Annotated in this window: 22 protein-coding genes and 1 riboswitch; all 22 genes read right to left on the bottom strand. The window is 69.0% G+C overall.

Translation table 11 applies throughout. From position 1 onward, the window contains the following. Window positions 1-87: 87 nt before the first annotated feature. Window positions 88-1,518 (bottom strand): argininosuccinate lyase, encoded by a 1,431-nt coding sequence (gene argH, locus FB560_RS05175; RefSeq protein ID WP_141871380.1) that lies wholly within the window; start codon window positions 1,516-1,518, stop codon window positions 88-90. Next, complete coding sequence (argF, locus tag FB560_RS05170) at window positions 1,518-2,447, bottom strand: ornithine carbamoyltransferase (RefSeq protein WP_141871379.1); 930 nt, start codon at window positions 2,445-2,447, stop codon at window positions 1,518-1,520. Before argF ends, argH begins: the two co-directional genes overlap by 1 nt. After that, entirely contained in the window at window positions 2,444-3,649 is a 1,206-nt protein-coding gene (locus FB560_RS05165; protein ID WP_141871378.1) for an acetylornithine transaminase, read from the bottom strand. The genes argF and FB560_RS05165 overlap by 4 nt, the downstream gene beginning before the upstream one ends. Then, window positions 3,646-4,545, bottom strand: coding sequence for an acetylglutamate kinase (gene argB, locus FB560_RS05160; protein WP_141871377.1), 900 nt, complete (start codon window positions 4,543-4,545; stop codon window positions 3,646-3,648). The genes FB560_RS05165 and argB overlap by 4 nt, the downstream gene beginning before the upstream one ends. Further along, the gene (argJ, locus tag FB560_RS05155; protein WP_141871376.1) at window positions 4,542-5,699 is read right to left on the bottom strand and encodes a bifunctional glutamate N-acetyltransferase/amino-acid acetyltransferase ArgJ; all 1,158 of its coding nucleotides are present in this window, start codon (window positions 5,697-5,699) and stop codon (window positions 4,542-4,544) included. The genes argB and argJ overlap by 4 nt, the downstream gene beginning before the upstream one ends. Before the next feature lie 34 nt (window positions 5,700-5,733). Next, the gene (gene argC / locus FB560_RS05150) at window positions 5,734-6,789 is read right to left on the bottom strand and encodes an N-acetyl-gamma-glutamyl-phosphate reductase (RefSeq protein WP_141871375.1); all 1,056 of its coding nucleotides are present in this window, start codon (window positions 6,787-6,789) and stop codon (window positions 5,734-5,736) included. 213 nt (window positions 6,790-7,002) lie between these two features. Then, window positions 7,003-9,153: a bifunctional hydroxymethylpyrimidine kinase/phosphomethylpyrimidine kinase gene (locus FB560_RS05145; protein WP_141871374.1), complete on the bottom strand. Its 2,151-nt coding sequence runs from the start codon at window positions 9,151-9,153 to the stop codon at window positions 7,003-7,005. Further along, window positions 9,150-9,998, bottom strand: coding sequence for a hydroxyethylthiazole kinase (gene thiM, locus FB560_RS05140; protein WP_141871373.1), 849 nt, complete (start codon window positions 9,996-9,998; stop codon window positions 9,150-9,152). The genes FB560_RS05145 and thiM overlap by 4 nt, the downstream gene beginning before the upstream one ends. After that, window positions 9,989-10,082: riboswitch (TPP riboswitch) on the bottom strand. It overlaps the preceding gene by 10 nt. A 27-nt stretch (window positions 10,083-10,109) precedes the next feature. Beyond that, complete coding sequence (locus tag FB560_RS05135; RefSeq protein WP_141871372.1) at window positions 10,110-11,081, bottom strand: NAD-dependent epimerase/dehydratase family protein; 972 nt, start codon at window positions 11,079-11,081, stop codon at window positions 10,110-10,112. A 79-nt stretch (window positions 11,082-11,160) separates the two neighbouring features. Then, on the bottom strand, window positions 11,161-11,877 hold the full coding sequence (locus tag FB560_RS05130) for a DUF402 domain-containing protein (RefSeq protein ID WP_141871371.1): 717 nt from the start codon (window positions 11,875-11,877) through the stop codon (window positions 11,161-11,163). Between the two features lie 62 nt (window positions 11,878-11,939). Next, complete coding sequence (gene pheT, locus FB560_RS05125; protein WP_141871370.1) at window positions 11,940-14,444, bottom strand: phenylalanine--tRNA ligase subunit beta; 2,505 nt, start codon at window positions 14,442-14,444, stop codon at window positions 11,940-11,942. Beyond that, window positions 14,444-15,484 carry a phenylalanine--tRNA ligase subunit alpha gene (gene pheS / locus FB560_RS05120; RefSeq protein ID WP_141871369.1) on the bottom strand — a complete coding sequence of 347 codons (1,041 nt, stop codon included), beginning with the start codon at window positions 15,482-15,484 and terminating at the stop codon, window positions 14,444-14,446. Before pheS ends, pheT begins: the two co-directional genes overlap by 1 nt. Window positions 15,485-15,517: 33 nt before the next feature. After that, complete coding sequence (locus tag FB560_RS05115; protein ID WP_141871368.1) at window positions 15,518-16,441, bottom strand: amino acid ABC transporter permease; 924 nt, start codon at window positions 16,439-16,441, stop codon at window positions 15,518-15,520. Further along, complete coding sequence (locus FB560_RS05110) at window positions 16,438-17,094, bottom strand: amino acid ABC transporter permease (RefSeq protein WP_141871367.1); 657 nt, start codon at window positions 17,092-17,094, stop codon at window positions 16,438-16,440. Before FB560_RS05110 ends, FB560_RS05115 begins: the two co-directional genes overlap by 4 nt. A 66-nt stretch (window positions 17,095-17,160) precedes the next feature. Beyond that, on the bottom strand, window positions 17,161-18,075 hold the full coding sequence (locus FB560_RS05105) for a glutamate ABC transporter substrate-binding protein (RefSeq protein ID WP_141871366.1): 915 nt from the start codon (window positions 18,073-18,075) through the stop codon (window positions 17,161-17,163). 43 nt (window positions 18,076-18,118) lie between these two features. Continuing rightward, window positions 18,119-18,868 carry an amino acid ABC transporter ATP-binding protein gene (locus tag FB560_RS05100; protein ID WP_372491800.1) on the bottom strand — a complete coding sequence of 250 codons (750 nt, stop codon included), beginning with the start codon at window positions 18,866-18,868 and terminating at the stop codon, window positions 18,119-18,121. A gap of 364 nt (window positions 18,869-19,232) precedes the next feature. After that, window positions 19,233-20,195: a TAXI family TRAP transporter solute-binding subunit gene (locus tag FB560_RS05095; protein WP_141871365.1), complete on the bottom strand. Its 963-nt coding sequence runs from the start codon at window positions 20,193-20,195 to the stop codon at window positions 19,233-19,235. Further along, window positions 20,192-21,568: a sensor histidine kinase gene (locus FB560_RS05090; protein WP_141871364.1), complete on the bottom strand. Its 1,377-nt coding sequence runs from the start codon at window positions 21,566-21,568 to the stop codon at window positions 20,192-20,194. The genes FB560_RS05095 and FB560_RS05090 overlap by 4 nt, the downstream gene beginning before the upstream one ends. 3 nt (window positions 21,569-21,571) lie before the next feature. Then, complete coding sequence (locus FB560_RS05085) at window positions 21,572-22,243, bottom strand: response regulator transcription factor (protein ID WP_141871363.1); 672 nt, start codon at window positions 22,241-22,243, stop codon at window positions 21,572-21,574. Window positions 22,244-22,267: 24 nt separating this feature from the next. Continuing rightward, window positions 22,268-23,077: a TrmH family RNA methyltransferase gene (locus FB560_RS05080; protein ID WP_141871362.1), complete on the bottom strand. Its 810-nt coding sequence runs from the start codon at window positions 23,075-23,077 to the stop codon at window positions 22,268-22,270. 114 nt (window positions 23,078-23,191) lie between these two features. Then, complete coding sequence (rplT, locus tag FB560_RS05075) at window positions 23,192-23,578, bottom strand: 50S ribosomal protein L20 (RefSeq protein WP_141871361.1); 387 nt, start codon at window positions 23,576-23,578, stop codon at window positions 23,192-23,194. A 32-nt stretch (window positions 23,579-23,610) separates the two neighbouring features. Next, a complete protein-coding gene (gene rpmI / locus FB560_RS05070) occupies window positions 23,611-23,805 on the bottom strand; it encodes a 50S ribosomal protein L35 (RefSeq protein WP_017828564.1) in 195 nt (64 codons plus the stop codon). Window positions 23,806-23,871: the final 66 nt, after the last annotated feature.

Here is a 23,871-nt window from a genome sequence, read left to right as displayed (position 1 = left end):
GACGGGTTCACACCCCGCGCCCGGTTCACGCGCTGCGAACGGTTCCCGAGGAACCCCGCAGCCCGTGAACCGGCCGCGAACCGGTGACTACAGTCCGAGTGCGTGAGCCGCGGCCTGAGCGCGGGCCACGAGCTCGGCGCGCTGCTCGGCGACGCGCACGGGGGCGGTTCCGCCGGCACCGGTGCGAGACGCGACGGATCCCTCGATCGTCAGCACCTCGCGCACCTCGGGCACCAGATGCGGTGACACCGAGAGCAGCAGCTCGTCGGAGGCGTCCTCCAGCCCGATCCCCTGCTCTTCACAGGCCCGCACGAGCGCGCCGGAGATCTCGTGCGCATCGCGGAACGGCACGCGCTGCTTCACGAGCCACTCCGCGACATCCGTCGCGAGCGAGAAGCCCTGCGGGGCGAGCTCGGCCATCCGCGCGGTGTCGAAGCGCAGCGTGGCGATCATCCCGGCGAACGCAGGGAGCACCACCTCGAGGGTCTGCACCGAGTCGAAGACGGGCTCCTTGTCCTCCTGCAGATCGCGGTTGTACGCGAGCGGCAATCCCTTGAGCGTGGCCAGCAGGCCGGACAGGTTTCCGATGAGACGGCCGGACTTGCCGCGAGCGAGCTCGGCGATGTCGGGGTTCTTCTTCTGCGGCATGATGCTCGAACCGGTCGAGTAGCCGTCGTCGAGGGTGACGAAGCCGAACTCCCGCGTGTTCCAGAGGATGATCTCCTCCGACAGACGCGACAGGTCGATGCCGGTCATCGCCGTGATGAACGCGAACTCCGCCACCACGTCGCGAGCCGAGGTGCCGTCGAGCGAGTTCTCGGCCGGACGGTCGAGGCCGAGCTCCGTCGCCACGAGCGCGGGGTCGAGACCCAGTGTCGAGCCCGCCAGTGCTCCCCCGCCATACGGCGAGACGCCGGCACGACGCCGCCAGTCGACGAGGCGCTCGAGCTCACGCACCAGCGGCCAGCCGTGCGCCTGCAGGTGGTGCGCGAGCAGGACCGGCTGCGCGTGCTGCAGGTGCGTGCGCCCTGGCAGGATCGCGGCGGGGTGCGCTTCGGCCTGTGCCACGAGCGCGTCGATCACCCGCAGGATGTCGCGGGCGAGCACCCGCGCGTGGTCGATCAGGTACATGCGCACCAGGGTCGCGATCTGGTCGTTCCGGCTGCGGCCGGCGCGCAGGCGTCCGCCCAGCTCGGGTCCGAGTTCGACGATGAGCGCCTGCTCCAGCGCGCCGTGCACGTCCTCATCGGTCGGCGCGGGCAGCAGGGTGCCGTCGGCGACCTTGCGGGCCACGGCATCCAAGCCCTCGTGCATGCGTGCGGCCTCGTCCGGTTCCAGGTAGCCCGCGGCGGCCAGCGCCGTCGCGTGGGCGTGGGAGCCCGCGATGTCATAGGGAGCGAGGATCCAGTCGAAGTGCGTGGAACGGCTGAGCTCCACCAGCTCCGGTGAGGGACCCGTGGCGAACCGGGCACCCCAGAGCGCGCCCTCGTTGGTGCCTTCGTGCGTGGCGTCGGTCATCAGTCGTCCTTCTTGCCGAGCAGCCAGACCAGCAGTGCCTTCTGGGCGTGCAGACGGTTCTCCGCCTCATCCCAGACCACGCTCTGCGGGCCGTCGATCACGCTGGAGTCCACCTCGTACCCGCGATCGGCGGGGAGGCAGTGGATGAAGATGGCTTCGGAGTCGGCCAGCGCCATGGTCTCCGGGGTGACCTTGTAGGAGCCGAGGTCGCGGATCCGCGCGAGCTTCTCCTCCTCCTTGCCCATCGACACCCAGGTGTCCGTGACGATGACGTCGGCGCCTGCCGCCGCCTCGACCGGGTCGGTGTAGAGCGTGATCGAGCCACCGGTCTCCGCGGCGCGGCGGTCGGCATCCTCGATCACGTCGGCGCGCGGGGCGTAGTCGTCCGGCGAGGCGATCCGCACGTGCATGCCGGCGGTGACACCGGCGAGAGCGTAGGAGTGCGCCATGTTGCTCTGCCCATCACCCAGGAAGGTGAGGGTGAGACCCTTCAGCTCGCCCTTGTGCTCGCGGATCGTGAGCAGATCGGCCAGCAGCTGGCAGGGGTGGAAGTCGTCGGAGAGGGCGTTGACGACCGGCACCCTGGTGCCGCGGGCCATCTCCTCCAGTCCCGACTGCGCGTAGGTGCGCCACACGATCGCCGCGACCTGGCGTTCGAGCACGCGCGCGGTGTCCGAGGGGGTCTCCTTGCCGCCGAGCTGGCTGTTCGCGGTCGAGATGATCAGCGGCGAGCCGCCCAGGTCGGCGATGCCGACCGCGAACGAGACGCGGGTGCGTGTAGAGGACTTGTCGAAGATGACCGCGACGGTCTGCGGACCGGCGAGGCTCTTGTCGGCCCAGCGGTCCTTCTTCAGCTCCAGCGCGAGCTCGATGATCTCCGCCTGCTCGGCGGGAGTCAGGTCGTCGTCACGCAGCAGGTGGCGGGTCATGCGGATACCTTTCCGGGGAGGGATGCCTGGACGTCGGCGAGCACGGCCGTGAACAGCTCACGGAACTCGTTCAGCTCGGCGTCGCCGATGGTGAGGGCCGGAGCGATGCGCACGGTCTCGGGGTTGGCGGCATTCACGATCAGACCGCGCTCCTGTGCCGCAGCGACGACCTCGCCGGCGACCGGCTCGGACAGTGCCACGCCGATCAGCAGTCCGCGACCGCGCACCGCGGTGATGAGCGGAGAGCCGATGCCGAGGATGATGTCGCGCAGCTCGATGCCCCGCTTCGCGGCGTTCTCGACCAGTCCGGCATCCTCGATCTCGCCGAGGACCGCATCCGCGACGGCTGTCGCCAGCGGGTTGCCACCGAAGGTGGAACCGTGAGATCCCGGCGTGAACAGCGCACTCGCCGACCCGTAGGTCACCAGCGCACCGATCGGGAAGCCGCCGCCGATGCCCTTGGCGAGCGTGATCGCGTCCGGCGTGATCCCCTCGTGGCTGAATCCGAACCAGGCGCCGGTACGACCGGCTCCGGTCTGGATCTCGTCCACGATCAGGAGCGCGCCGTGCTTCAGCGTCAGCGAACGCGCGGCCGCGAGATATCCCTCCGGCAGTTCGACCACTCCGGCCTCACCCTGGATGGGCTCGACGATCACGGCAGCCACCCGGTCGTCGATCGCGGCCTCGAGGGCTTCGATCGTCGCCGGGATGTGCTCGACGCCACCGGGCATGGGCTCGAAGGGGGCGCGCATCGACTCCTTCGCCGTGAGGGCGAGGGACCCCATCGTGCGTCCGTGGAAGCCGTTCTCCAGCGCGAGGATGCGCGGGCGTTCGGTGCCGCCGTGCAGACGGGCCAGCTTGAACGCGGCCTCGTTGGCCTCGGCACCGGAGTTCGAGAAGAACACGCGGCCGTCGATGCCGGCGCCGGCGAGACGCTTGAGCCGCGCGGCCAACGCGAGCTGCGACGGCGTCGCGAAGTAGTTCGAGACGTGCGCGAGAGTCGCCGCCTGCCGGGACACGGCCTCCACGAACACCGGGTGCGCGTGACCGAGCGAGGTCACCGCGATCCCGGCGAGGAAGTCGAGGTGGCGTCGTCCGTCCGAGTCCCAGAGGTAGGAGCCTTCGCCGCGCGTGAGCAGCGCGAGGCGCGGCCCCGCGTTGAGCACCAGATCGCGGTCTGCGTCGTCCTGCCAGATGGTCATCCTGCCACCACTTCCGTTCCGATTCCTTTGTTGGTGAAGAGTTCGACGAGCACCGAGTGGGGCACCCGCCCGTCGATGATCGCGGCGGCGTCCACGCCGTTCTCGACCGCCTCGAGGCATGCGCGCATCTTCGGGATCATGCCCGACTCGAGGCTGGGCAGCATCTCGATGAGTGCCGTGGAGGTGAGGTGCGAGACGAGTGAGTCCCGGTTGGGCCAGTCGGCGTAGAGACCGGGCACGTCCGTGAGGATCACGAGCTTGCGGGCGTCGAGTGCGACCGCGAGGGCGGAGGCAGCGGCATCCGCATTCACGTTGAGCGAGTGCCCCGGGTGGTCGAGATCCGGCGCGATGCTGGAGACGACGGGGATGCGGCCGGCGGCCAGGTGGTCGAGGACCGGGGTGGGGTCCACCTCCACGACATCGCCGACGCGGCCGAGGTCGACCTCTTCCCCGTCGATCATGACGCCCCGGCGACGGCCGCCGAAGAGTCCGGCGTCCTCGCCGCTGAGACCGGTGGCGATGGGACCGTGAGAGTTGATCTTGGTGACCAGCTGCGGATTCACCTGTCCGGTGAGGACCATGCGCACGACGCTGATCGCCTCGGTGTTGGTGACCCGGTAGCCGCCCTTGAACTCGCTGGGGATGTCGAGGCGCTGCAGCATGTCGGAGATCTGCGGGCCGCCGCCGTGCACGACCACCGGCTGCACTCCGACGTACCGGAGGTAGGCGATGTCCTGAGCGAACGCGTCCTGCAGCTCTTCCGAGACCATGGCGTTGCCGCCGTACTTGACCACCACGATCTGATCGCGGAACTTCTTCAGCCACGGCAGCGACTCGATCAGGGTCGTGGCCTTCTGCGCGGCGACCTCGGCAGGAGTGTCCTGGATGTCCGTCATGAGGCGTACGCGCTGTTCTCGTGCACGTAGTCGTGCGTGAGGTCGTTCGTGAGGATCGTCGCCGTGGCCTCGCCGATGCGCAGGTCGATCAGCAGGTGCGTCGCACGGGGCGTGAGGTCGACCTCCTCGCGCGGACGGTCGGGACCGCCGGCGGTGCACACCCGCACGCCGTTCATCGAGACGTCGACGTCATAGGGGTCGAACTGCGCTCCCGTGGTGCCGATCGCCGCGAGCACGCGCCCCCAGTTCGGGTCGTTGCCGAAGATCGCGGCCTTGAAGAGGTTGTTCCGTGCGACCGAGCGGCCGACCTCCACCGCATCCTGCTCCGTCACCGCGCCGATGACCTCGATCGTGATGTCGTGGCTCGCGCCCTCCGCATCGCCCTGCAGCTTGACTGCGAGGTCCTGCGAGAGCTCGACCAGGGCGGCGGTGAACTCCTCCAGGTCGGGCTTGATGCCGCTCGCACCGTTCGCGAGCAGGGTGACCTGGTCGTTGGTCGACATGCAGCCGTCGGAGTCGAGGCGGTCGAACGTGCGTCCTGTGGCAGCGCGCAGCGCCGCATCCGCCTCGAGCGCTTCGAGGTCGGCGTCCGTCGTGATCACGACGAGCATGGTCGCGAGTCCCGGTGCGAGCATGCCCGCGCCCTTGGCCATGCCGCCGATGCTCCAGCCGTCGCGGCTGACGACCGCGGTCTTGGCCACGGTGTCGGTGGTCATGATCGCCTGCGCGGCGAGGTCTCCCCCGTCGGCGCTGAGCCCGGCGATCGCCTGCGCTGTACCCTCGAGGACCTTGGCCCGGAAGACCTCGTCTCCGGTGCCGATCAGCCCGGTCGAGCACACCAGCACGTCACCGGCGCTGACGCCGAGCAGCTCGGCCGCCTTCTCGGCGGTCTGATGCGTGGTCTGGAAGCCGAAGCTCCCGGTGAAGCAGTTCGCTCCGCCGGAGTTGAGCACCACGGCCTCGACGACCCGGTCGGCCACGACCTGCTGCGACCAGATGATCGGGTTGGCCTTGGCGCGGTTGCTCGTGAACACCGCGGCGCCGACCTTGCGCGGGCCGCGGTTCACGACGACGGCGACGTCGGGCTTGCCCGTCGACTTGAGTCCCGCAGCGACGCCGGCTGCTTCGAAACCTGCCGGGGCGGTGACGCTCACAGCGACACCTCGATGATGAGTGCTGCCTCGATGGTCATGGTGCGACTCCGTTGATTGAGAGGGCGCGGTCCTCGGGAAGCCCGAGCGCGATGTTCATGGACTGGATGGCGGCGCCGGCGGTTCCCTTGACGAGGTTGTCGACGGCGGTGACGACGGTGACGCGGTTGGCGGCGCGGTCGATCGCCAGACCGATCAGCGCCGTGTTGGCGCCGAGCACGTCGGCGGTGCGCGGGAAGCTGCCTTCGGGCAGCAGGTGCACGAAGGTCTCGCCGTCGTACGCGCTCTCCCAGGCCTCGCGGATCTCGGCGTCGGTGACACCTGCGACGATCGGTGCCGTCGAGGTGGCGAGGATGCCCCGCGACATCGGCACGAGCACCGGGGTGAAGGAGATGCGGATGCTGTCAGGCGCCCCGGTTCCTGTCGCCGCGGCGAGCGCCTGCCGGATCTCCGGGATGTGCCGATGCGTACCGCCGACCGCATACGGGTTGGCGGTACCGAGGATCTCGCTGGCGAGGAGGTTCGACTTCAGGCTCTTGCCCGCTCCCGAGGGCCCGACCGCGAGCACCGAGACGATGTCGCCCGGATCGATCACTCCGGCCGCGACTCCGGGCACCAGGCTCAAGCTGACGGTGGAGGCGTTGCAGCCGGGTGCGGCGATCCGTGTGGCGCCGCGGAGGGCTTCGCGCTGCTTCGCGCCGCCGACCAGCAGCTCGGGCACGCCGTAGGTCCACGGTTCGTGGAAGGCTCCGCCGTAGAACGCGTCCCAGGCGGTCTCCGAGGTCAGCCGATGGTCGGCCCCCGCGTCGATCACGAGAGGGGTGTCGCCGAGCGCATCCGTGTACTGCCCGGATTGCCCGTGCGGCAGAGCCAGGAACACGATGTCGTGCCCGGCCAGGATCTCGGGGGTCGTGTCCTGCAGCGTCAGCCCCGCGAGCGAGCGCAGGTGCGGCTGGTGCTGGATCAGCGGCTGTCCCGCGTTCGAATGCGCGGTGACGGTGCGGATCTCGATGTCGGGATGACTGGCGAGGAGGCGCAGAATCTCGCCGCCTGCGTAGCCGGATGCGCCGGAGACGGCGACGGAATACGTCATGTTTCTACCTTAACGGTCGGGGTCGGGTGGCCGAGGCGGCGACACCGGCACTCGACCGCCGGCAGGCAGGAGCGCAGGGTCGCCTAAAGTCGGCGGTCGCCCCGGCGTCGGCGCACCACGACGACGCTCGGAACGAGCGTCAGAGAAGCGGATGCAGCCGAAGGCATGCCGCGACGATAGCGCGCCCGCGACGGCATCCGCAAATCTGCTCCGTCATGTGGCGGCGTGCGTGCTCCCCGGCGCGGCGAAGAAGGCGCGCTCATGTGTGCTGGACAACGTGAACGCCCGCCGCATGCGGGCGCGTGTCTCATCGTCCGCCCCGGCCGCGGCCTCGGTCACGTGGACGATGGCCTGAGCCGTCGCCTCAGCGAAGGCCGGATCGGCGTACGTCGCGAGCCACGAGGCGTAGGGGTGTTCCGGATCCTGCGGGAGGGTTCCGAATGCGCCGTCACGCAGCCGCTCACCGAGGTCGGTGTACAGCCAGAAGCACGGCAGGATCGCGGCGATCAGCTCGGGGTACCGTCCGTCGAAGGCCGTGGCGCGCAGGTGATCGAGGTACGCCACCGTGGCCGGCGCCGGCACCGCCGAGAACGTGGCCGCCGTGACCCCCTGTGCCGGAGTGAGCCAGGAGGCGTGCAGTTCGAGCTCGCCGACGATCGAGCCGTGCGCGGACTGCGCCCAGAACGCCTGCTCTGCCGCGGTCGGGGCCAGCCGCGCCGCCTCCGCCAGCACGCGGGCGTATTCGCGCAGGTAGAGCGCATCCTGCGCGAGGTAGAAGACGAAGGGTTCCTGCCGCAACGTGCCGTCGGCGAGCGCACGGATGAAGGGCAGCGCGTCGATCTCGTCTCTGGTCTCGCGGATGTCGTCCCACCACTCGGCGGCCACCTCGGCAGCCGTCGGACGCGTGGTCAGCCCGCCGCGGGTCCAGAGTCCCGCGAAATGGTGGATGGGACCGTGGCCGCGTCCGACGTCGAGCGCACCGCCCGCCCGCAACGACTCGCGCAACCAGGCGCGTGCCGCGGACACGGCCTGCACGGGATCCTGACCCCGCGCCAGCAGCGTCGCGATCGCGGAGGACAGCGAGCATCCGGTGCCATGGGTGTTCGCGGTGTCGATGCGTGCACCCGGGTAGTCCTGGCGGATCCCTGCTGCCGCGTCGATGAGGGCATCCGGCGCATCGGCGCCCTCGAGGTGGCCACCCTTCACGAGCACCGCCGCGCCGACCTGCGCAGAGAGCTCCTCCGCTGCGGCGAGCGCATCGGACCAGTCGGCGATGTTCCTGCCCACCAGCACCGCGAGCTCCGCGAGGTTCGGGGTCACGACATCGGCGCGTTCGAGCAGTGCCCGCAGAGCGGACTCCGCCGCCGTGTCGAGGAGTCGATCACCACTCGTGGCGACCATGACGGGGTCGACCACGACGATCGGAGGATGCACGGCGTCGAGCCACCCGATCACGGTGCGCACGACCTCGGCATCTGCGAGCATCCCGATCTTGACCGCGTCGACGACGATGTCATCCGACAACGCGTCGAGCTGCTGCCGCAGGAAGGCCGCCGGCGGGACATGGATCGCGCTCACGCCGCGGGTGTTCTGCACCGTCAACGCGGCGATCGCTGCCATGCCGTATCCCCCGTTGGCGGCGATCGACTTGAGATCGGCCTGGATGCCGGCACCCCCGGAGGGATCGCTGCCGGCGATCGTGAGCACGCGCGGCACCGAGGCCATCTGCCAGCGCCGACGGAAGTCCCTCGCCGCGGCCGCCGGATCGTCGGCCGCGCAGAGTGCGGAGACCACCGCGATCCCGACCGCTCCTGCCGCGCGCAGCGGCTCGGTGTCATCGATGCCGACGCCGCCGATCGCGACACACGGCAGCGGGCTCTCGGCCACAAACTCCCGGAACCCCTCGATCCCGAGGGCCGGCGGATGATCCGGTTTGGTGAGCGTGGGACGGATCACGCCGACCCCGAGGTAGTCGACGGTGCCGACCGGAAGTGCGCGGACGGCCGCGAGGTGCTCCGGAGCGTTCGCGGTGAGCCCGATCAGCGCGTCGGGTCCGAGCTCTTGCCGCGCCCGCAGCACCGAGGCATCGCCCTGGCCGAGGTGCACGCCGTCGACCCGGGCTCCGCGACGTCGCGCCTCGAGTGCCGCATCCAGGCGGTCGTTCACGACGAGCAGCGCCCGACCGTCGATCGCTGCCGACAGGGCCAGCAGCTGCTCCACGACCTCCCCGTCCGACGCATGCTTCTCGCGGAGCTGCACGATGCGCACGCCGCCGTCGACTGCCTGCCGGACGGTGTCGACCACACCGCGCGGGCCGCACAGCGCCGCGTCGGTGACGAGGTAGAGCGAGAGATCCGCGCTCATCGGATGCTCTCCTCGACGCGCGCCGCGGCCGCCAGGTCGTCCGGCTGCACGCTCGCAAGGGCATCGAGCAGGGCGACGGCGAAGCTGCCGGGACCGGCGGACAGGGCGGCCGCACGTTCGGCGGCGATCGTGTACACGAGGCTGGCAGCGGCGACGGCACTGAGTGCGGAGATGCCGGTGCCGCGCGCAGCGCCGAGGAATGCCGCCATCACGGCGCCCAACGCGCAACCACCGCCGGTGACGAGCGTGAGCAGCGGATCGCCGTTCGCGATGCGGACCACGCGTTCCCCGTCGGTGAGCAGGTCGACGGGGCCGGAGACCGCGACCACGCTGCCGTACCGCTGGGCCAGCGCTGTGGCCGCATCGGCTGCCGCCTCTGTGCTGTCGGTGGCGTCCACACCTCGGCCGCCGCCGCTGAGTCCGGCGAGCGCGAGGATCTCGGACGCATTGCCCCGCACGGCGGTGGGGCGAAGCGCCACGAGCTCCTGCGCCAGAGCCGTGCGCACGGGCAGCGCGCCGATCGCCACCGGGTCGAGCACCCAGGGTGTCCCGGCGGCCGTTGCTCCCTCCGCCGCTTCCCGGCTCGCGGCCTGCTGCTCAGGGGTTGGAGTGCCGAGGTTGATCAGCACCCCGGAGGCGATGCCGGCGAACATGCCGCTCTCCCCCACGATGTCGACCATCGCGGGGGCGGCGCCGGTGGCGAGGAGCACATTCGCGGTGAAGCCGGTGACGACCGCGTTGGTGATGCAGTGCGTCAACGGCGGGGCGGCTCGCAGTCTCTCGAGCAGCACCACCGCCTCGGACACGACGGAGGATTCGGACGATGGACGCAGACGATCGCTCAATGCGACATCCCTTCGCTAGTACGAACTAGATCAGGTTCGACGGGTCTGTTCTCAGCCGCGGTCGCGGCACCCCGTGTCACTGCTCGCAGTCTAGCGAAGCGACGAGTCCACTCAGACGAGCTCGGCGAGCAGGGCGTGTTCCTCTGCCCGGGTGAGGCCCGCGCGTCTTTCGCGGTCGACGCCGCGCGCGACCTCATCCGCGACCACCCGGGCGATCGTGTCGTCGAGCGGTCGCAGCAAGCCCCCCGTGCGATGGAACTCCGCGTTCGACCGCGTCATGAAGCCGGTCATGTCGGCAGGCAGCCACAGCGGCAGCGAACGGTGTCCTGCCCAGTACCCCACGCCATGGCCTGTGAGCCATTCCTCGTCGGCGACGATCGTCTCGCCTCGGTGCCCGGTGGCGGCGCGCACGCGTTCGAGCACCGCCGAGATCGGATGCCGGTCCCCGATCGCATTCACCGACCCGCTCACTCCGGCGGAGGTCGCGGTGACGACGTACGCGGCGAGGTCGTCGACATCGATCACCTGCGTCATGCGGCCCTCCTCCGGCGGGAGCAGCACCGACTCCGCACCGGCGCGAGCGAAGGCCGCCGCCCAGTATCCGAAGCGGTCGCTGGGGTCGCCGTCTCCGACGATCAGTCCCGGACGCACGATCAACGCCCGGTCGCCGAGGGTGCGCACATGCTCCTCGGCGGCGACCTTCTCGGCGGCGTAGTCGTAGGTGTCGCCGGGCATCGCTGCCTGATGCACGGGCGCGGACTCGTCGGCACCCACGGTCGCATCGTCGGCATATACAGACATCGACGAGATGTACGTCCACCGCCGCGCATGTGCCCCGAGCGCCTCCACGGCGGCGGCGACATGATCGGCCCGCGAGGAGATGTCGATGACGTGATCCCAGGCACGCCGGACGCCGTCGTACGCATCGGGGTGATCGCGGTCGCCCGTCACCAGGGCCGTCCCGTCAGGAGCACCGCGCGATCCACGCGCCAGGCACGTCACCGCCGCCCCGTCATCCCGCCAACTCCGGGCGATCCGCCCGGAGAGCCAGCCGGTTCCACCCAGGATCAGCACATCGGTCATGACCCCATGTCACCAGCATCCGGGGCCGCAGGGAAGATCTTCCGCTCAGAGCAGAGGCTCCTTCAGAGCAGCGGCCTCGTCAGGGCGTGGCGAGGTCGTCGAGTCCGGCCAGCTGCGGAACCGTCCACTCCGGATCCGGTCGCCAGTCGCGCCACTCGGCGTCGAACGGCCAGTCACCCTCGCGGAACGACACGATCGCCGCATCCGCGTGCCGCTCGATCTGCGCGGCCTGTTCCGCGCTGAGACGCCCCTGGTCGATCGCGGCGATGACCTCGTCCTCGTCTTTCAGATGGATGCCGCCCGACGCGTCGATCTCCACATCGAGGATGTGATCCGAGGTGTACGTGTCGTGGTCCGTGCGCAGGTGCGCGTTCTCGAGGTTGACGTACCACCCCGCGAACTCCCATTCCGCCCCGGTCACGTCGCTCCAGAACAACCAGACCGACCACGCGGCACCCGCCGGAGCGATGCGCAGGATCCCGTTGCCCCACCACTCCTCGACGATGCGTGTACGCGGTTCGAGCCACCGTCGTTCCAGCGGTACGCTGCGTACCCGCTGGCCGTCCGGCGCGCCCTGACCCTCCTGCAGGGTGCCAGGGGCGAGCCAGGCGACCAGGCCGCGCTCGTCGTCGCGCACCACGCGCATGGGAGTGATCGTCGAGGGCTCCCCCGGCTGCCAGCCCGGCTTGCGGTAGTGCCAGTCGATCTGCGCACCGGGAGCGAGGAACGGCCCCTCACCCAACGGGCGGGCGCCTGCCGGCACGGCCGCCGGGGTGCTCTGCGGAAGGATGCTCATCCGGTCACGCTACCCCGGCGGCCGTGCCGTCGGTGTGATTCAGGCCCGTGTGCGAGCGCTGGTCACTCGCGGAGTGCCGCGCCGAAGCGCTCGGCGGCGACCGCGACGCCCGCGAGCTTGGCCTCGGTGGCCTCGGCTGCCGTCAGCGTGCGATCGTCGGCGCGGAAGCGCAGTGCGAACGTCAGGCTCTTGGAACCCTCCGGAACGCCGTCGCCGCGGTAGTCGTCGACCAGCCGCACGGACTCGAGCAGAGCGCCGGCGCCTTCTGCCAGCGCCGCCCGCACGTCTCCGGCAGCCACATCGGCCGGAAGCGTGAGCGACACATCCTGCGTGGCAGCGGTGAAGGTCGAGAGCGACTCGGCGACGATGCGCCGTCCGGCCAGCGACAGGATCAGATCGAGATCGAGCTCGAGCACGATGGCGCGTCCGGGCAGATCCGCCTCATCCGAGACCACGGGGTGCAGTTCGCCGACGTAGCCGACCTCGGCACCGTCGACCTGCAGCGTTCCCGTGCGTCCGGGGTGCAGGGCAGCGCGCTGTGACTGCACGACGTCGATCTCGACACCGGCAGCGCTCGCGATGACCCGTGCGGCGTCGAGCGCCTCCGAGAGGCCGGCAGGCTCGGCCGGACGGCCGGGCTGACGCGCCACGATGTTCCCCGCGAGCAGCAGGGCGACATGACGGTGCTGCGGCGGGATCGACGCGTTCAGCGCGGCGAGCGTGTCGTCCGAGGGGCGCACACCCAGCGGCGGGACCTCATCGGTGCCGTAGGTCACGCCGGGCTCGGGCAGGAAGACCGCGCCGCTCTCGAAGATCGCGAGGTCGGTGAGTCCGCGCGCGATGTTGCGGTGCGCGGTCTGCAGCAGACCGGGCACCAGCGAGCGACGCAGGAACGGCGCCTGCCCGTCGAGCGGGTTCGCCAGACGGATGCTGGGCAGGTGCTCTCCGGAGGCGGAGCCGTGCAGGTCGTTCTGCGCCTCCGTCGTGAACGGGAATGCCGGGGTCTCGACGAATCCGGCAGCCGCGAGCGCGTCCGCGACCCGGCGGCGGCCCTGCTGCAGCGCCGTGAGGCCGCGGCCGGAGGGCGGGGTCGGCAGCACCGAGGGGATGCGGTCGAGTCCGTGGATGCGCGCGACCTCTTCGGCCAGCGTCCACTTGTCCGTCAGATCGGGCCGCCAGGTGGGCGGGATGACGGTCCAGCCGTCGTCGGCCTTCTCGACCTCGGCACCGATCGTGGTCAGAGCACCGGTGATCTCCTCGTCGGTGTAGTCGACGCCGATGAGGCCCTGCACGAAACCGGCAGGCAGCTCGATGTCGGCGACGAAGACCTCGGCGAACAGTGCGCCTCCCTCTTCCGTGAGCGTGCCGCCGGCCAGCTCGACCATGAGGTCGGCGGCGCGGCGTGCGGCCACGAACGGGATGAGCGGGTCGACACCGCGCTCGAAGCGCTTGGACGCCTCACTGGGCAGCTTGTGCCGACGAGCCGTGCGCGCGATCGTCGTGGGATCGAAGCTCGCGGCCTCGATCAGCACGTTCTTCGTGGTCTCGCTCATCTCCGTCGTGCCGCCGCCCATGACGCCGGCGAGACCGATCGGACCGGAGCCGTCGGTGATGAGCAGGTCCTCCACGTGGAGCGCGCGCTCCTGCCCGTCGAGCGTGGTCATCTTCTCGCCCGGCGTCGCACGGCGCACGGTGATGCCGCCGTCGAGCTTGTCGAGGTCGTAGCCGTGCAGGGGCTGGCCCAGCTCGAGCATGACGTAGTTCGTGATGTCGATCAGCACGCCGAGCGAGCGCATGCCCGCGAGCGTCAGCCGCGCGATCATCCACGGCGGGGTGGGACGCGAGGGATCGACACCGCGCACGACGCGGGTGACGAACTCGCTCGCACCGACGCGGCCGCGCACCGGCGCGACGTCGTCGACGACGGTCGTGTGTCCGCTGCCGGGCTGCAGCTCGGCGAAGTCGCGCTCGGCCGGATCGCGGAAGGTCGCTCCGGTGGCGTGCGAGTACTCGCGGGCGACACCGCGCAGCGAGAACGCATAGCCGCGGTCGGGCGTGACGTTGATCTCGACCGCGACGTCGTCGAGCCCCAGCAGCGCGATGGCGTCGGTGCCGACGGGGGCGTCGATACCGAGGTCGGAGAGCACGACGATGCCGTTGTGCTCATCCCCCAGCCCGAGCTCGCGCGCCGAGGCGATCATGCCGTCGGATACGTGGCCGTAGGTCTTGCGCGCAGCGATCGGGAACGGGCCGGGCAGCACGGCGCCGGGCAGGGTCACGACGACCTTGTCACCGGCGACGAAGTTGTGCGCACCGCAGACGATGCCGCGGATGCCGCCGTGCTCCTCGCCCACATCGACCTGGCACCAGTTGATGGTCTTGCCGTTGGACTGCGGTTCGGCCTCGAGCGAGACGACCTGTCCGACGACGACGGGTCCGGAGATCTCGAAGCGGTGCACGTCCTCCTCTTCGAAGCCGACCGTCACCAACGCCTCCAGCACGTCCTCCGGCGCAGCATCCGCTGCCAGATCGACGTACTCACGCAACCACGAAAGCGGGACGCGCATCACACCACCATCCCGTACTGCTCGCTGAAACGGACATCACCCTCGGCCATGTCGCGCATGTCCTGCACATCGCTGCGGAACATGAGTCCTCGCTCGATGCCCATGCCGAACGCGAAGCCGCTGTACACCTCGGGGTCGATCCCGGCCGCGCGGAGCACGTTCGGGTTGACCATGCCGCAGCCGCCCCACTCGATCCAGCGTGCGCCGCCCTTGAAGGTCGGGTGCCACAGGTCGAGCTCGGCGGAGGGCTCGGTGAAGGGGAAGTAGTTGGTGCGGAAACGCGTCTTCGCCTCGGCGCCGAAGAGCTGCTTCGCGAAGTGATCCAGGGTGCCCTTGAGGTGCGCCATCGTGATGCCCTTGTCGATCACGAGTCCCTCGAACTGCGTGAAGACAGGCAGGTGCGTGGCATCGAACTCATCCGTGCGGTACACGCGACCGGGGCACAGCACGTAGATCGGCACCTCGCGGTCGAGCATCGAGCGCACCTGCACGGGGCTCGTGTGCGTGCGCATCACGAGGTGACGCGAGGTCGGGTCGACGTAGAAGGTGTCCTGCTCCTGGCGGGCGGGGTGGTCCACGTCGAAGTTGAGGGCGTCGAAGTTGAACCACTCGTGCTCGAGCTCCGGCCCTTCCGCGATCTCCCAGCCCATGCCGACGAAGATGTCGCAGACCTGGTCCTGCAGGAGTGTGAGCGGATGACGGGCGCCGACACGGGTGCGCGAGGGCACGGCCGTGATGTCGATGCGCTCGGCCTCGAGGCGCGCGGTGACCTCGGCGGCCGCGAGCTCGGCTTCCTTCGCCGCCAGCGCCTGCGTGACCTGACCGCGGCCCTGACCGACGAGTTTGCCGAACGCGGCCTTGTTCTCGGGCGCGACCTGACGCATGGACGCGTTCAGGACCGCGAGGGGCGATCCTTCGGCGACGTGCGCGGCACGGACGGCTTTCAGCTCGGCGGTGTCGGCAGCAGCACCGATCGCGGCGAGCGCTGCGGCGACGGCCGCTTCGACGGCTTCTGGGGTGATCTCGGGAGACTCAGACACGAGATAGGAGTCTACCGGCGCGGGGCGACGGGGTCAGACGGCGCCCGGCCCGTTCCCCATGTCGAACTTCCCCGCACCTCGCTGGAGTGCGATGACTTCGGTGAGCGTCGACTCATCATCCGCGGCGGGGTTCCCGCCCCCGACGATCGCCGAGATCTTCGGCGAGCGCCGCGTGCGGATCTCGACCCAGCGCGCGATGCCCGAGAGGATCAGGCACATGATGATGTAGATGCCGCCGATGACGAACGCCGACTGCAGGATCGGACGGCCCTGCTGCGAGGTCAGCTGCTTGGCGTAGTACAGCAGCTCGGGGTACGTGATGATGAAGCCGAGCGCGGTGTCCTTCATCGTGACGACCAGCTGGGCGACGATGACCGGGAGCATGGCCCGGATCGCCTGCGGAAGCAGGATCAGGCGCATGACGCCGCTCTTGCGGAGACCGATCGCGTAGCCGGCCTCCTTCTGTCCCCGCGGGAGCGATTCGATGCCGGCACGCAGCACCTCGGCGAGCACCGAGCCGTTGTATGCCATGAGCGCGATGACGACGGCCCAGTACGGGTCCATCTTCACTCCGACGACGGGGAGCCCGTAGTACAGCAGCATCATGAAGACCAGAACGGGCACGGCGCGGAACAGCTCGGTGATCGCGGTCACCGGGATGCGCACCCAGGCGTGCTCCGAGAGCCGACCGATCGCGAGCAGGAATCCGAGGATGATGCTGAGCACGGCGGCCAGCGCGAAGGCGGCCAGGGTGTTGCCCAGTGCCTTGAGGATGCCCATCCACACGTTGGAGAACGTGAAGACGTACCACTTCTCGGCAGAGAACTGCCCGGTCTCGAACATCCGCAGGATCACGAAGCCCACCACGGCGAGCACGACGGCGATCGTGACGATGGCGAGGATGCGGTTGCGGGCGATCGCCCGAGGACCAGGGACGTCGTACAGTACGGAACTCATCGCGCGATCCTCCATCGGTTCTCGAGATGGCGTTGCAGCCAGCTCATCAGCAGGACCAGGATCACGAAGACCACGGCGACCCAGAGCAGGACCTCCATGGGGTTTCCCGGTCGGTCGGCGGAGTCGTTGATCGTGGAGCGGAGTGCTGCGAGTTCGGCGATCGAGAAGCCGGCAGCGACGGTGGTGTTCTTGAGGAGCGCGATGAACACGCTCATCATCGGAGGCACCACCGAGCGGAATGCCTGGGGAAGGATGACGAGCGTCATCACCTGCCCGAACGGCAGTCCGATGGCACGAGCCGCTTCGGCCTGCCCCACCGGGACGGTGTTGATACCCGCGCGCAGCACCTCGGCGACGTAGGTGGCGGTGTAGATGCCGATCGCGAGGATGCCGAGCACGGTGTTCGACAGGTCCGGCAGGCCGAGCTGCGGGTAGCCGAACACGAAGAAGAAGAAGACGAGGGTCAGCGGGGTGTTGCGCACGATGTTGACGTACAACGTGCCGACGCCCCGGGCGATCGGGATCGGAGAGACGCGCATGGCGCCGACGATGATGCCGAGCACCAACGCGATGATGCCGCCGATGAAGAAGACGAGCAGCGTGTTGCCGATCGCCTTTCCCCACAGGTCGAGGTTGCCGAAGATGACGTCCACGCCACCCTCCCTTCTTCAGGCTGGGTGGGGCGGCCTCCGCGGAGGAAGGCCGCCCCGTGTGTCAGATCAGTACGCGTCGACTGCCGGCTGCTCGACCTCGATACCCGAGGAACCCAGGTTCTTGTCGAAGATGGCCTGCCAGATGTCGCCACCGTCGGTGAACAGCTCGTTGATGTGCGTGCGCAGCACGTCATCGCCCTTGGCGAGTCCGACGCCGTAGTTCTCCTCGGTGAACAGACCACCGGTGACCTTGACGTCGTCCGGGTACTGAGCGGCGTAGCCGATCAGGATCGCCTGGTCGGTGGTGACCGCGTCGACCTTGCCGTCGATCAGGTCCTGCACGCAGGCCGAGTACAGGTCGTACTCCTGCGTCTTGATATCGGGGAAGTTCGCCTTGATGTTCTGGATCGGCGTGGAGCCGGTCGCCGAGCAGACGGTCTTGCCGTTGAAGTCCTCGAGAGCGTCAGCGTCTTCCGCATCCGCCGCGATCAGGAGGCCCTGACCGGTGACGAAGTAGGGGCCGGCGAAGTCGATGAGCTCCTTGCGCTTGTCGTTGATCGAGTAGGTGCCGACGTAGTAGTCGATGTCGCCGTTCACGATGGCCTGCTCGCGGTTCGCCGAGGCGATCGGCTTGAACTCGATCTTGTCCTCGTCGTAGCCGAGCGATGCGGCGATCCAGCGGGCGATGTCGACGTCGAAGCCGGTGCGATCCCCCGAGGTGACGTCGAGGTATCCGAGACCGGGCTGGTCCTCCTTGACGCCGATGACGACCTTGTCGCGTTCCTTGATGGCGTCGAACGTGGGGCTGCCCTCGAGCTGCACGTCCGTGGCGACCTCGAACCAGGTGCTCTCCTCGCCGCCGCCTTCCTCACCGCCGGTTCCGGCTCCGGGGCTGGACGGGCTGCCGCTGTTGCAGGCCGTGAGTGCCAGCAGCGCTGTGGCTGCGATTCCGATGCCTGCCAGTGTCCGTGTGCGTCGCATGTGCGTCTCCTTCGTGTGCTGTGTGTGCAGGGTCTGGGTGCGATCAGTGCGTGAGGAGCTTCGAGAGGAAGTCCTTGGCGCGGTCGCTCTTCGGGTTCGTGAAGAACTCCTCCGGCGTGGCCTCTTCCACGATCCGACCGTCGGCCATGAAGACGACGCGGTCGGCCGCCTTGCGGGCGAAGCCCATCTCGTGGGTGACGACGATCATCGTCATCCCGTCGTGGGCGAGATCGACCATCACGTCGAGGACCTCGTTGATCATCTCGGGGTCGAGCGCGCTGGTCGGCTCGTCGAACAGCATCACCTTGGGCTGCATGGCCAGAGCGCGGGCGATCGCCACACGCTGCTGCTGACCACCGGAGAGCTGAGCGGGAAGCTTCGACGCCTGCTTCGCGATGCCCACACGCTCGAGCAGCACCATCGCCTCCTTCTCGGCATCCGCCTTCTTGAGGCCACGGACCTTGATCGGTCCGAGCGTCACGTTCTCGAGGATCGTGAGGTGCGCGAAGAGGTTGAAGGACTGGAACACCATCCCGACGTCGGCGCGGAGGTTCGCGAGCCCCTTGCCCTCGGCGGGGAGCTCCTTGCCATCGATGCGGATCGAGCCGCTGGTGATCGTCTCGAGCCGATTGATGGTGCGGCAGAGCGTCGACTTGCCGGAACCGGACGGACCGATCACGACCACGACCTCGCCGGAGTTCACCGTGAGATCGATGTCGGTCAGTGCCTGGAAATCGCCATAGTGCTTCTGGACGTTCTCTACCACGACGAGGGCCGTACCTGAGGTCATCATTTCTCCAAACTAGCCACGTGCTGTTGCTCGCTCCACACAAACGGGGCGAGATTTACACGTTCGTAATGCCGAGGACGCCGGTGATCGCCGTGCGGGCACAGGTGTCCCGCGGACCGTCCCTCACGGGCCGCGGGACCCCCGCAGCTGGAGCGATTGTCCCCCTGGCGTCGCCGTCCAGCGTGCGCCCGAACGGGCGCGAACACGACGGTTTCGAGGGAGGGAGAACGCCTCTGCCTTGATGTGCGGCACGAACTCATGGGCATCGGGATTCTCCGTCGAATCGAGCGTGATCGACATCAGAGTGACAGAGCCCGAGCGCTCCGTGAGAGTTCTTGAGTATTTCTTGAGGAGTGGTCGCGCGCGCTCAGCGCCGGGTCTCGCGGTAGTACTCCACCGCGCCGGGGTGCAGATCCACCGGTGCCGTGAAGATCGCCTGTCGTCGGTTCAGCAGCGCCGCTGCCGGCACTTCCACCGCGATGCGCGAGCGGGCGTCGAAGAGCGTCCTCAGCACATCGCGCACCACCGCGTCCGGTGTGGATGCCGACGTGATGAGATAGTTCGGCACGGCCATCGTCGGCGCCGGTGCGGTGAGCCCGTAGGTGCCCGCCGGGAAGTCCGCAGTGCGGTAGACGTCGGAGTAGTGATCGTTGACGGCATTGACCCACTCCTGCTCGACGGGGAGCAGACGCACCGGCAGATCCGACGCGAGATCCTGGATGCCCGGGGTCGGCAGCCCGCCCACCCAGAAGAATCCGTCGATCTCCGCCCGCTCCATCGCCCGGATGGACTCCTGCAGGTCCAGCTGCGGATTGCGCACCGAGGCGACGTCGACCCCCGCCGCATCGAGCACCCGGCGTGCGATCACGTTGACTCCGGAGTTCTCCGCGCCCAACGACACGGTCTTCCCCACGAGGTCGGGGACGCCCTCCACCTCCGAGTCGGCGCGCACCACGATGTGCAGATACTCGTCGTACAGCCGCGCCACCGTCCGCACAGGGAGCGGATCGTCGAAAGCGCCGACGCCGGCCACGGCATCCGCCGCCGCATCCCCCTGCGCGAACCCGAGCATCGCCTCACCGCCGCCCACCTGCAGCAGATTCTCGACGGAACCGTCTGTCTCCTCGACCGTCGCACGGACCCCGAGCGTCTCGGTGAGCTCCGCGGCGAGGTGGCTCCCGTAGTCGAAGTAGACGCCGGTCGATCCTCCGCCGGCGATCACGGCGGTACCGTCCCCCCACTCGCTCGCTCGCTGCGTGCAGGCGCTCAGAGCCACCGCCACGGCCGTCACCGTGACCAGGGCGAGGATCCGTCTTCCCGTCGCCCTCACGCGATCACCCCTTCCGTCACCTGGAGAGCGACCATCAGGCCACCGCCCTCGGGCGATGAGACCGACAGTTCCGCCCCGATCGACGAGAGGAGGTCGGTGGCGATCGCGAGCCCCAGTCCTGAACCCGGCGTATCCCCGCTGTCGGCGCTGCGCCAGAACCGGTCGGTGGCGGAGCCGACCTCGTCGTCCGGAAGCCCGGGGCCGTGGTCGCGGACGGTGATCACCGCCGTGTCGGATTCCCGGTGCGCTCCGACCTCGATCGCTCCGCCCTCCGGCGAGAATTTGACGGCGTTGTCGATCACCGCGTCCAGGGCGCTCTCGACGATCGTGCGATCCGTCACGCTCACGACCGCGCTCTCACCGACGATCCGGAACACGATGCCGCGCTGCGCGGCGACCTCGCGCCAGGCGTCGGCGCGCCGGGCGGCGACGACCGCCAGATCGACGGCGGAGAACATCGAGTCCGCCTGTCCTCTGCGCGCCAGCCCGAGCAGTGTCTCGAGGATGCGCGCCATCCGGCGCCCCTCTTCCCTGGTCTCCTCCACGTCGCCCTGCCACTCGGGGCCGAGTCCCGTCGACAGGTGCTCGACGCGAAGGAGCAGGGCGTTGAGGGGGTTGCGCAGTTCATGCGAGGCGTTCAGCGCGAACTCCTGCTGCCGCGCGAGCACACGTTCGATCTCTTCGGCCATCCCGTTGAAGACGCGGGTCATGCGCCGCAGCTCCGGCGGACCGGTGTCCTCCGAGACCCGCGCGTGCATCTCACCGCGCTCGATCGCGATCATCGCCTCGTCCAGGCGGCGCACGGGCGACAGCACCCAGCGCGCGAGCTGGAACACGAGCAGCACGCCGAGGATGATCGATACGACGGCGATCGCCCCCAGCACCAGCATCTGCTGCAAGATGGCGGCACGGGGCGCCTCGACATCGGCCGTGATCATGACCGCACCGATCACATCGCCGTCATCGAACACCGGCTCCACCATGCCGGTGTCCGGGATGATCCACGGGAATGCGGGTTCCGGCGCCTCTGCTCTCCGCCCGGAGAGGGCGAGGCGCACGCGCTCGGCCTCGTTGTCCGCCAGCACTTCGAGACCGGGGTCGCTCGTCGCCCAGGCGGCACCCGTGAGATCGAACACCACCACCTCGATCCCGTACACGTCCTGGAAGCGCCGGGCCTCCCCCTCGATCACGGTCGCGCTCCCCGAACTCAGCGCCTGCCGCGCGCTGGTGACGAAGTAGCCGAGGTCGCCCAGCTGCTCGGTGTACAGCGCCTGCTGGATGCTGCGCGCCGCGCTGAGTCCGGTGGCTCCGCCCAGGGACAGCAGGATCGCGATCAACGGCACGAGGAACACGATGACGAGGCGGGTGCGCATCGTTCAGGCGCCCGCCAGCCGATATCCGACTCCACGGACGGTCTCGATCAGCGTGCGTTCGCCGGTCTTGCGACGGATCGCGCCGACATGCACCTCGAGCGAGTGGCCGAAGCCGCGCCAGTCGGTGTTCCACACCTCACGGATCAGACGTTCCTTGGGCACCGCGACACCGGGATAGCGCGCAAGGACGGCGACGATGTCGAACTCCTTGCGGGTCAGTTCGACAGGCACGTCGTCGACGATCAGCTGGCGGGCGACCAGGTCGATCTGCACCTCACCCTCGTGCACCACGATCCGCGTATCGGAGTCCGGGCGCACCGCGCGCGAACGCCGCGTCACCGCTTCGATGCGGGCGAGGAGCTCGTGCACGTCGTACGGCTTCACCACGAAGTCGTCCGCGCCGGCGCGCAGACCCTTGATGCGCTCGGTGACCTGGCTCCGCGCCGTGACCACCACGATCGGTACGTCGGAGCGTCCGCGGATCCGTCGGCACAGATCGATGCCGTCCACATCGGGCAGGCCCAGGTCCAGCAGCACCACTTCGGTGTCGGCATCGAGGAGATCGAGCGCCTGGGCACCGTCCGCGGCGCGCACGGTGGCATAGCCGGATCGTGCGAGGAAGGCATCGAGAGCGGCGGCGACGCGTTCGTCGTCCTCCACGATCAGAATCCTCATCGACCCTGGCTCTCGTCGCGCAGCTCAGCCCGCAGCGGCGCGCTGAGCGAAAGCACTCTCATACAGGCACACGCTGGCGGCGGTCGCCAGGTTCAGGGATTCGGCGCGACCGAAGATCGGCAGCTTCAGCACGCGGTCGGCGAGTTCCAACGCCGTGTCCTCCAGGCCCCTGGCCTCGTTGCCGAAAAGCCAGGCGGTGGGTTCGGCCAGCAGACCGTCGGCGCGCGCCGCGAGCAGGTCATCGCCCTTGACGTCGGCTGCGAGGATGTTGAGCCCTGCCGCGTGGGCGCGGTCGACGACATCGGCCAGATCACCGGCGACGGAGACCGGCAGGTGGAACAGCGAGCCTGTCGTCGCGCGCACGACCTTGGGGTTGTAGGGGTCGACGGTGCGACCGGTCAGCACCACGGCATCCGCCCCAGCGGCATCGGCCGCACGGATGATCGTGCCGAGGTTGCCCGGATCGCGCACCTCTTCGCAGATCGCGACGAGGCGGGGACCCGCGGCGAACACGTCGCGCACGGAGGTCGGCATCTGTCGGACGACCGCGATCAGCCCCTGCGGGGTGACCGTGTCTGCCATCGCGTTCAGGACGTATTCGGTGACGTACTCGACATCGATGTCGGCCTCGGCGGCATTCGCCCGGATGTCCGGATGCTTCTCCCATCCGGTCGGCGTCGCGAACAGCTCCACGATCGACTCAGGCCGGTAGGTGAGCGCTTCACGCACCGCCTGCGGACCTTCGAGAAGGAACAGACCTGTCTCGGTACGCGCACTGCGCTTGGTCAGCTTCGCGACAGCACGGACTCGGGGGGACCGGGGGTTCTCCAGCACGTGTCACAGTCTAGAAGGCGCGAGACGCCGGAAACGCCAATCCGCGCAGACGGCCGCGCACGGACGACGAAGGGCGCCCTCCCGAAGGAGAGCGCCCTGTGCAGCGTCTGATGCTTACGCAGCCGACTTCGGTGCGTTGACGTCGGAAGGCAGAGCCTTCTTCGCCGTCTCGACCAGCGTCGCGAACGTCGCTGCATCGTTGACCGCGAGGTCGGCGAGCATGCGACGGTCGACCGTGACACCCGCGAGGCCGAGGCCCTGGATGAAGCGGTTGTACGTCATGCCGTTCAGGCGAGCCGCAGCGTTGATGCGCTGGATCCACAGACGACGGAAGTCGCCCTTGCGCTTGCGACGGTCACGGTACGAGTAGACCAGCGAGTGGATGACCTGCTCTTTGGCCTTGCGGTAGAGGCGCGAACGCTGACCGCGGTAACCCTTGGCGCGCTCGAGGATGACCCGGCGCTTCTTGTGGGCGTTTACTGCCCGCTTGACTCTTGCCATTTTCCTATGTTCCTATTCGTGCGTCGGGCGCGTCAGCGGCCGAGAAGCTTCTTGGCGACCTTGGTGTCAGCCTTCGACAGCACCTGGTCCTGGTTCAGACGACGGGTGCGACGGCTCGACTTGTGCTCGAGGTTGTGGCGCATCCCGGCCTGCTGCTTCTTCAGCTTTCCGCTGCCGGTGATCTTGAAGCGCTTCTTAGCACCCGAGTGGGTCTTCTGCTTCGGCATCTTCTCTTCCTTCGTCATGCGCCTTCTCAGGCGACGTTGTCAACCCGCGGTGCGGGAGTCTGGGGG

Source organism: Microbacterium saperdae (genome assembly GCF_006716345.1).
GTDB lineage: Bacteria > Actinomycetota > Actinomycetes > Actinomycetales > Microbacteriaceae > Microbacterium > Microbacterium saperdae.
Note: the sequence above shows the minus strand (reverse complement) of the source record. Positions and strands in the feature narration are given on the sequence as shown.

Excerpts from the sequence above, each read along its gene's own strand:
- argH (WP_141871380.1), bottom strand. The coding sequence starts at position 1,518 with ATGACCGACGCCACGCACGAAGGCACCAACGAGGGCGCGCTCTGGGGT.
- argF (WP_141871379.1), bottom strand. The coding sequence starts at position 2,447 with ATGACCCGCCACCTGCTGCGTGACGACGACCTGACTCCCGCCGAGCAG.
- FB560_RS05165 (WP_141871378.1), bottom strand. The coding sequence starts at position 3,649 with ATGACCATCTGGCAGGACGACGCAGACCGCGATCTGGTGCTCAACGCG.
- argB (WP_141871377.1), bottom strand. The coding sequence starts at position 4,545 with ATGACGGACATCCAGGACACTCCTGCCGAGGTCGCCGCGCAGAAGGCC.
- argC (WP_141871375.1), bottom strand. The coding sequence starts at position 6,789 with ATGACGTATTCCGTCGCCGTCTCCGGCGCATCCGGCTACGCAGGCGGC.
- FB560_RS05145 (WP_141871374.1), bottom strand. The coding sequence starts at position 9,153 with ATGAGCGCGGATCTCTCGCTCTACCTCGTCACCGACGCGGCGCTGTGC.
- FB560_RS05135 (WP_141871372.1), bottom strand. The coding sequence starts at position 11,081 with ATGACCGATGTGCTGATCCTGGGTGGAACCGGCTGGCTCTCCGGGCGG.
- FB560_RS05130 (WP_141871371.1), bottom strand. The coding sequence starts at position 11,877 with ATGAGCATCCTTCCGCAGAGCACCCCGGCGGCCGTGCCGGCAGGCGCC.
- pheT (WP_141871370.1), bottom strand. The coding sequence starts at position 14,444 with ATGCGCGTCCCGCTTTCGTGGTTGCGTGAGTACGTCGATCTGGCAGCG.
- FB560_RS05115 (WP_141871368.1), bottom strand. The coding sequence starts at position 16,441 with ATGAGTTCCGTACTGTACGACGTCCCTGGTCCTCGGGCGATCGCCCGC.
- FB560_RS05105 (WP_141871366.1), bottom strand. The coding sequence starts at position 18,075 with ATGCGACGCACACGGACACTGGCAGGCATCGGAATCGCAGCCACAGCG.
- FB560_RS05100 (WP_372491800.1), bottom strand. The coding sequence starts at position 18,868 with ATGATGACCTCAGGTACGGCCCTCGTCGTGGTAGAGAACGTCCAGAAG.
- FB560_RS05090 (WP_141871364.1), bottom strand. The coding sequence starts at position 21,568 with ATGCGCACCCGCCTCGTCATCGTGTTCCTCGTGCCGTTGATCGCGATC.
- FB560_RS05085 (WP_141871363.1), bottom strand. The coding sequence starts at position 22,243 with ATGAGGATTCTGATCGTGGAGGACGACGAACGCGTCGCCGCCGCTCTC.
- rplT (WP_141871361.1), bottom strand. The coding sequence starts at position 23,578 with ATGGCAAGAGTCAAGCGGGCAGTAAACGCCCACAAGAAGCGCCGGGTC.
- rpmI (WP_017828564.1), bottom strand. The coding sequence starts at position 23,805 with ATGCCGAAGCAGAAGACCCACTCGGGTGCTAAGAAGCGCTTCAAGATC.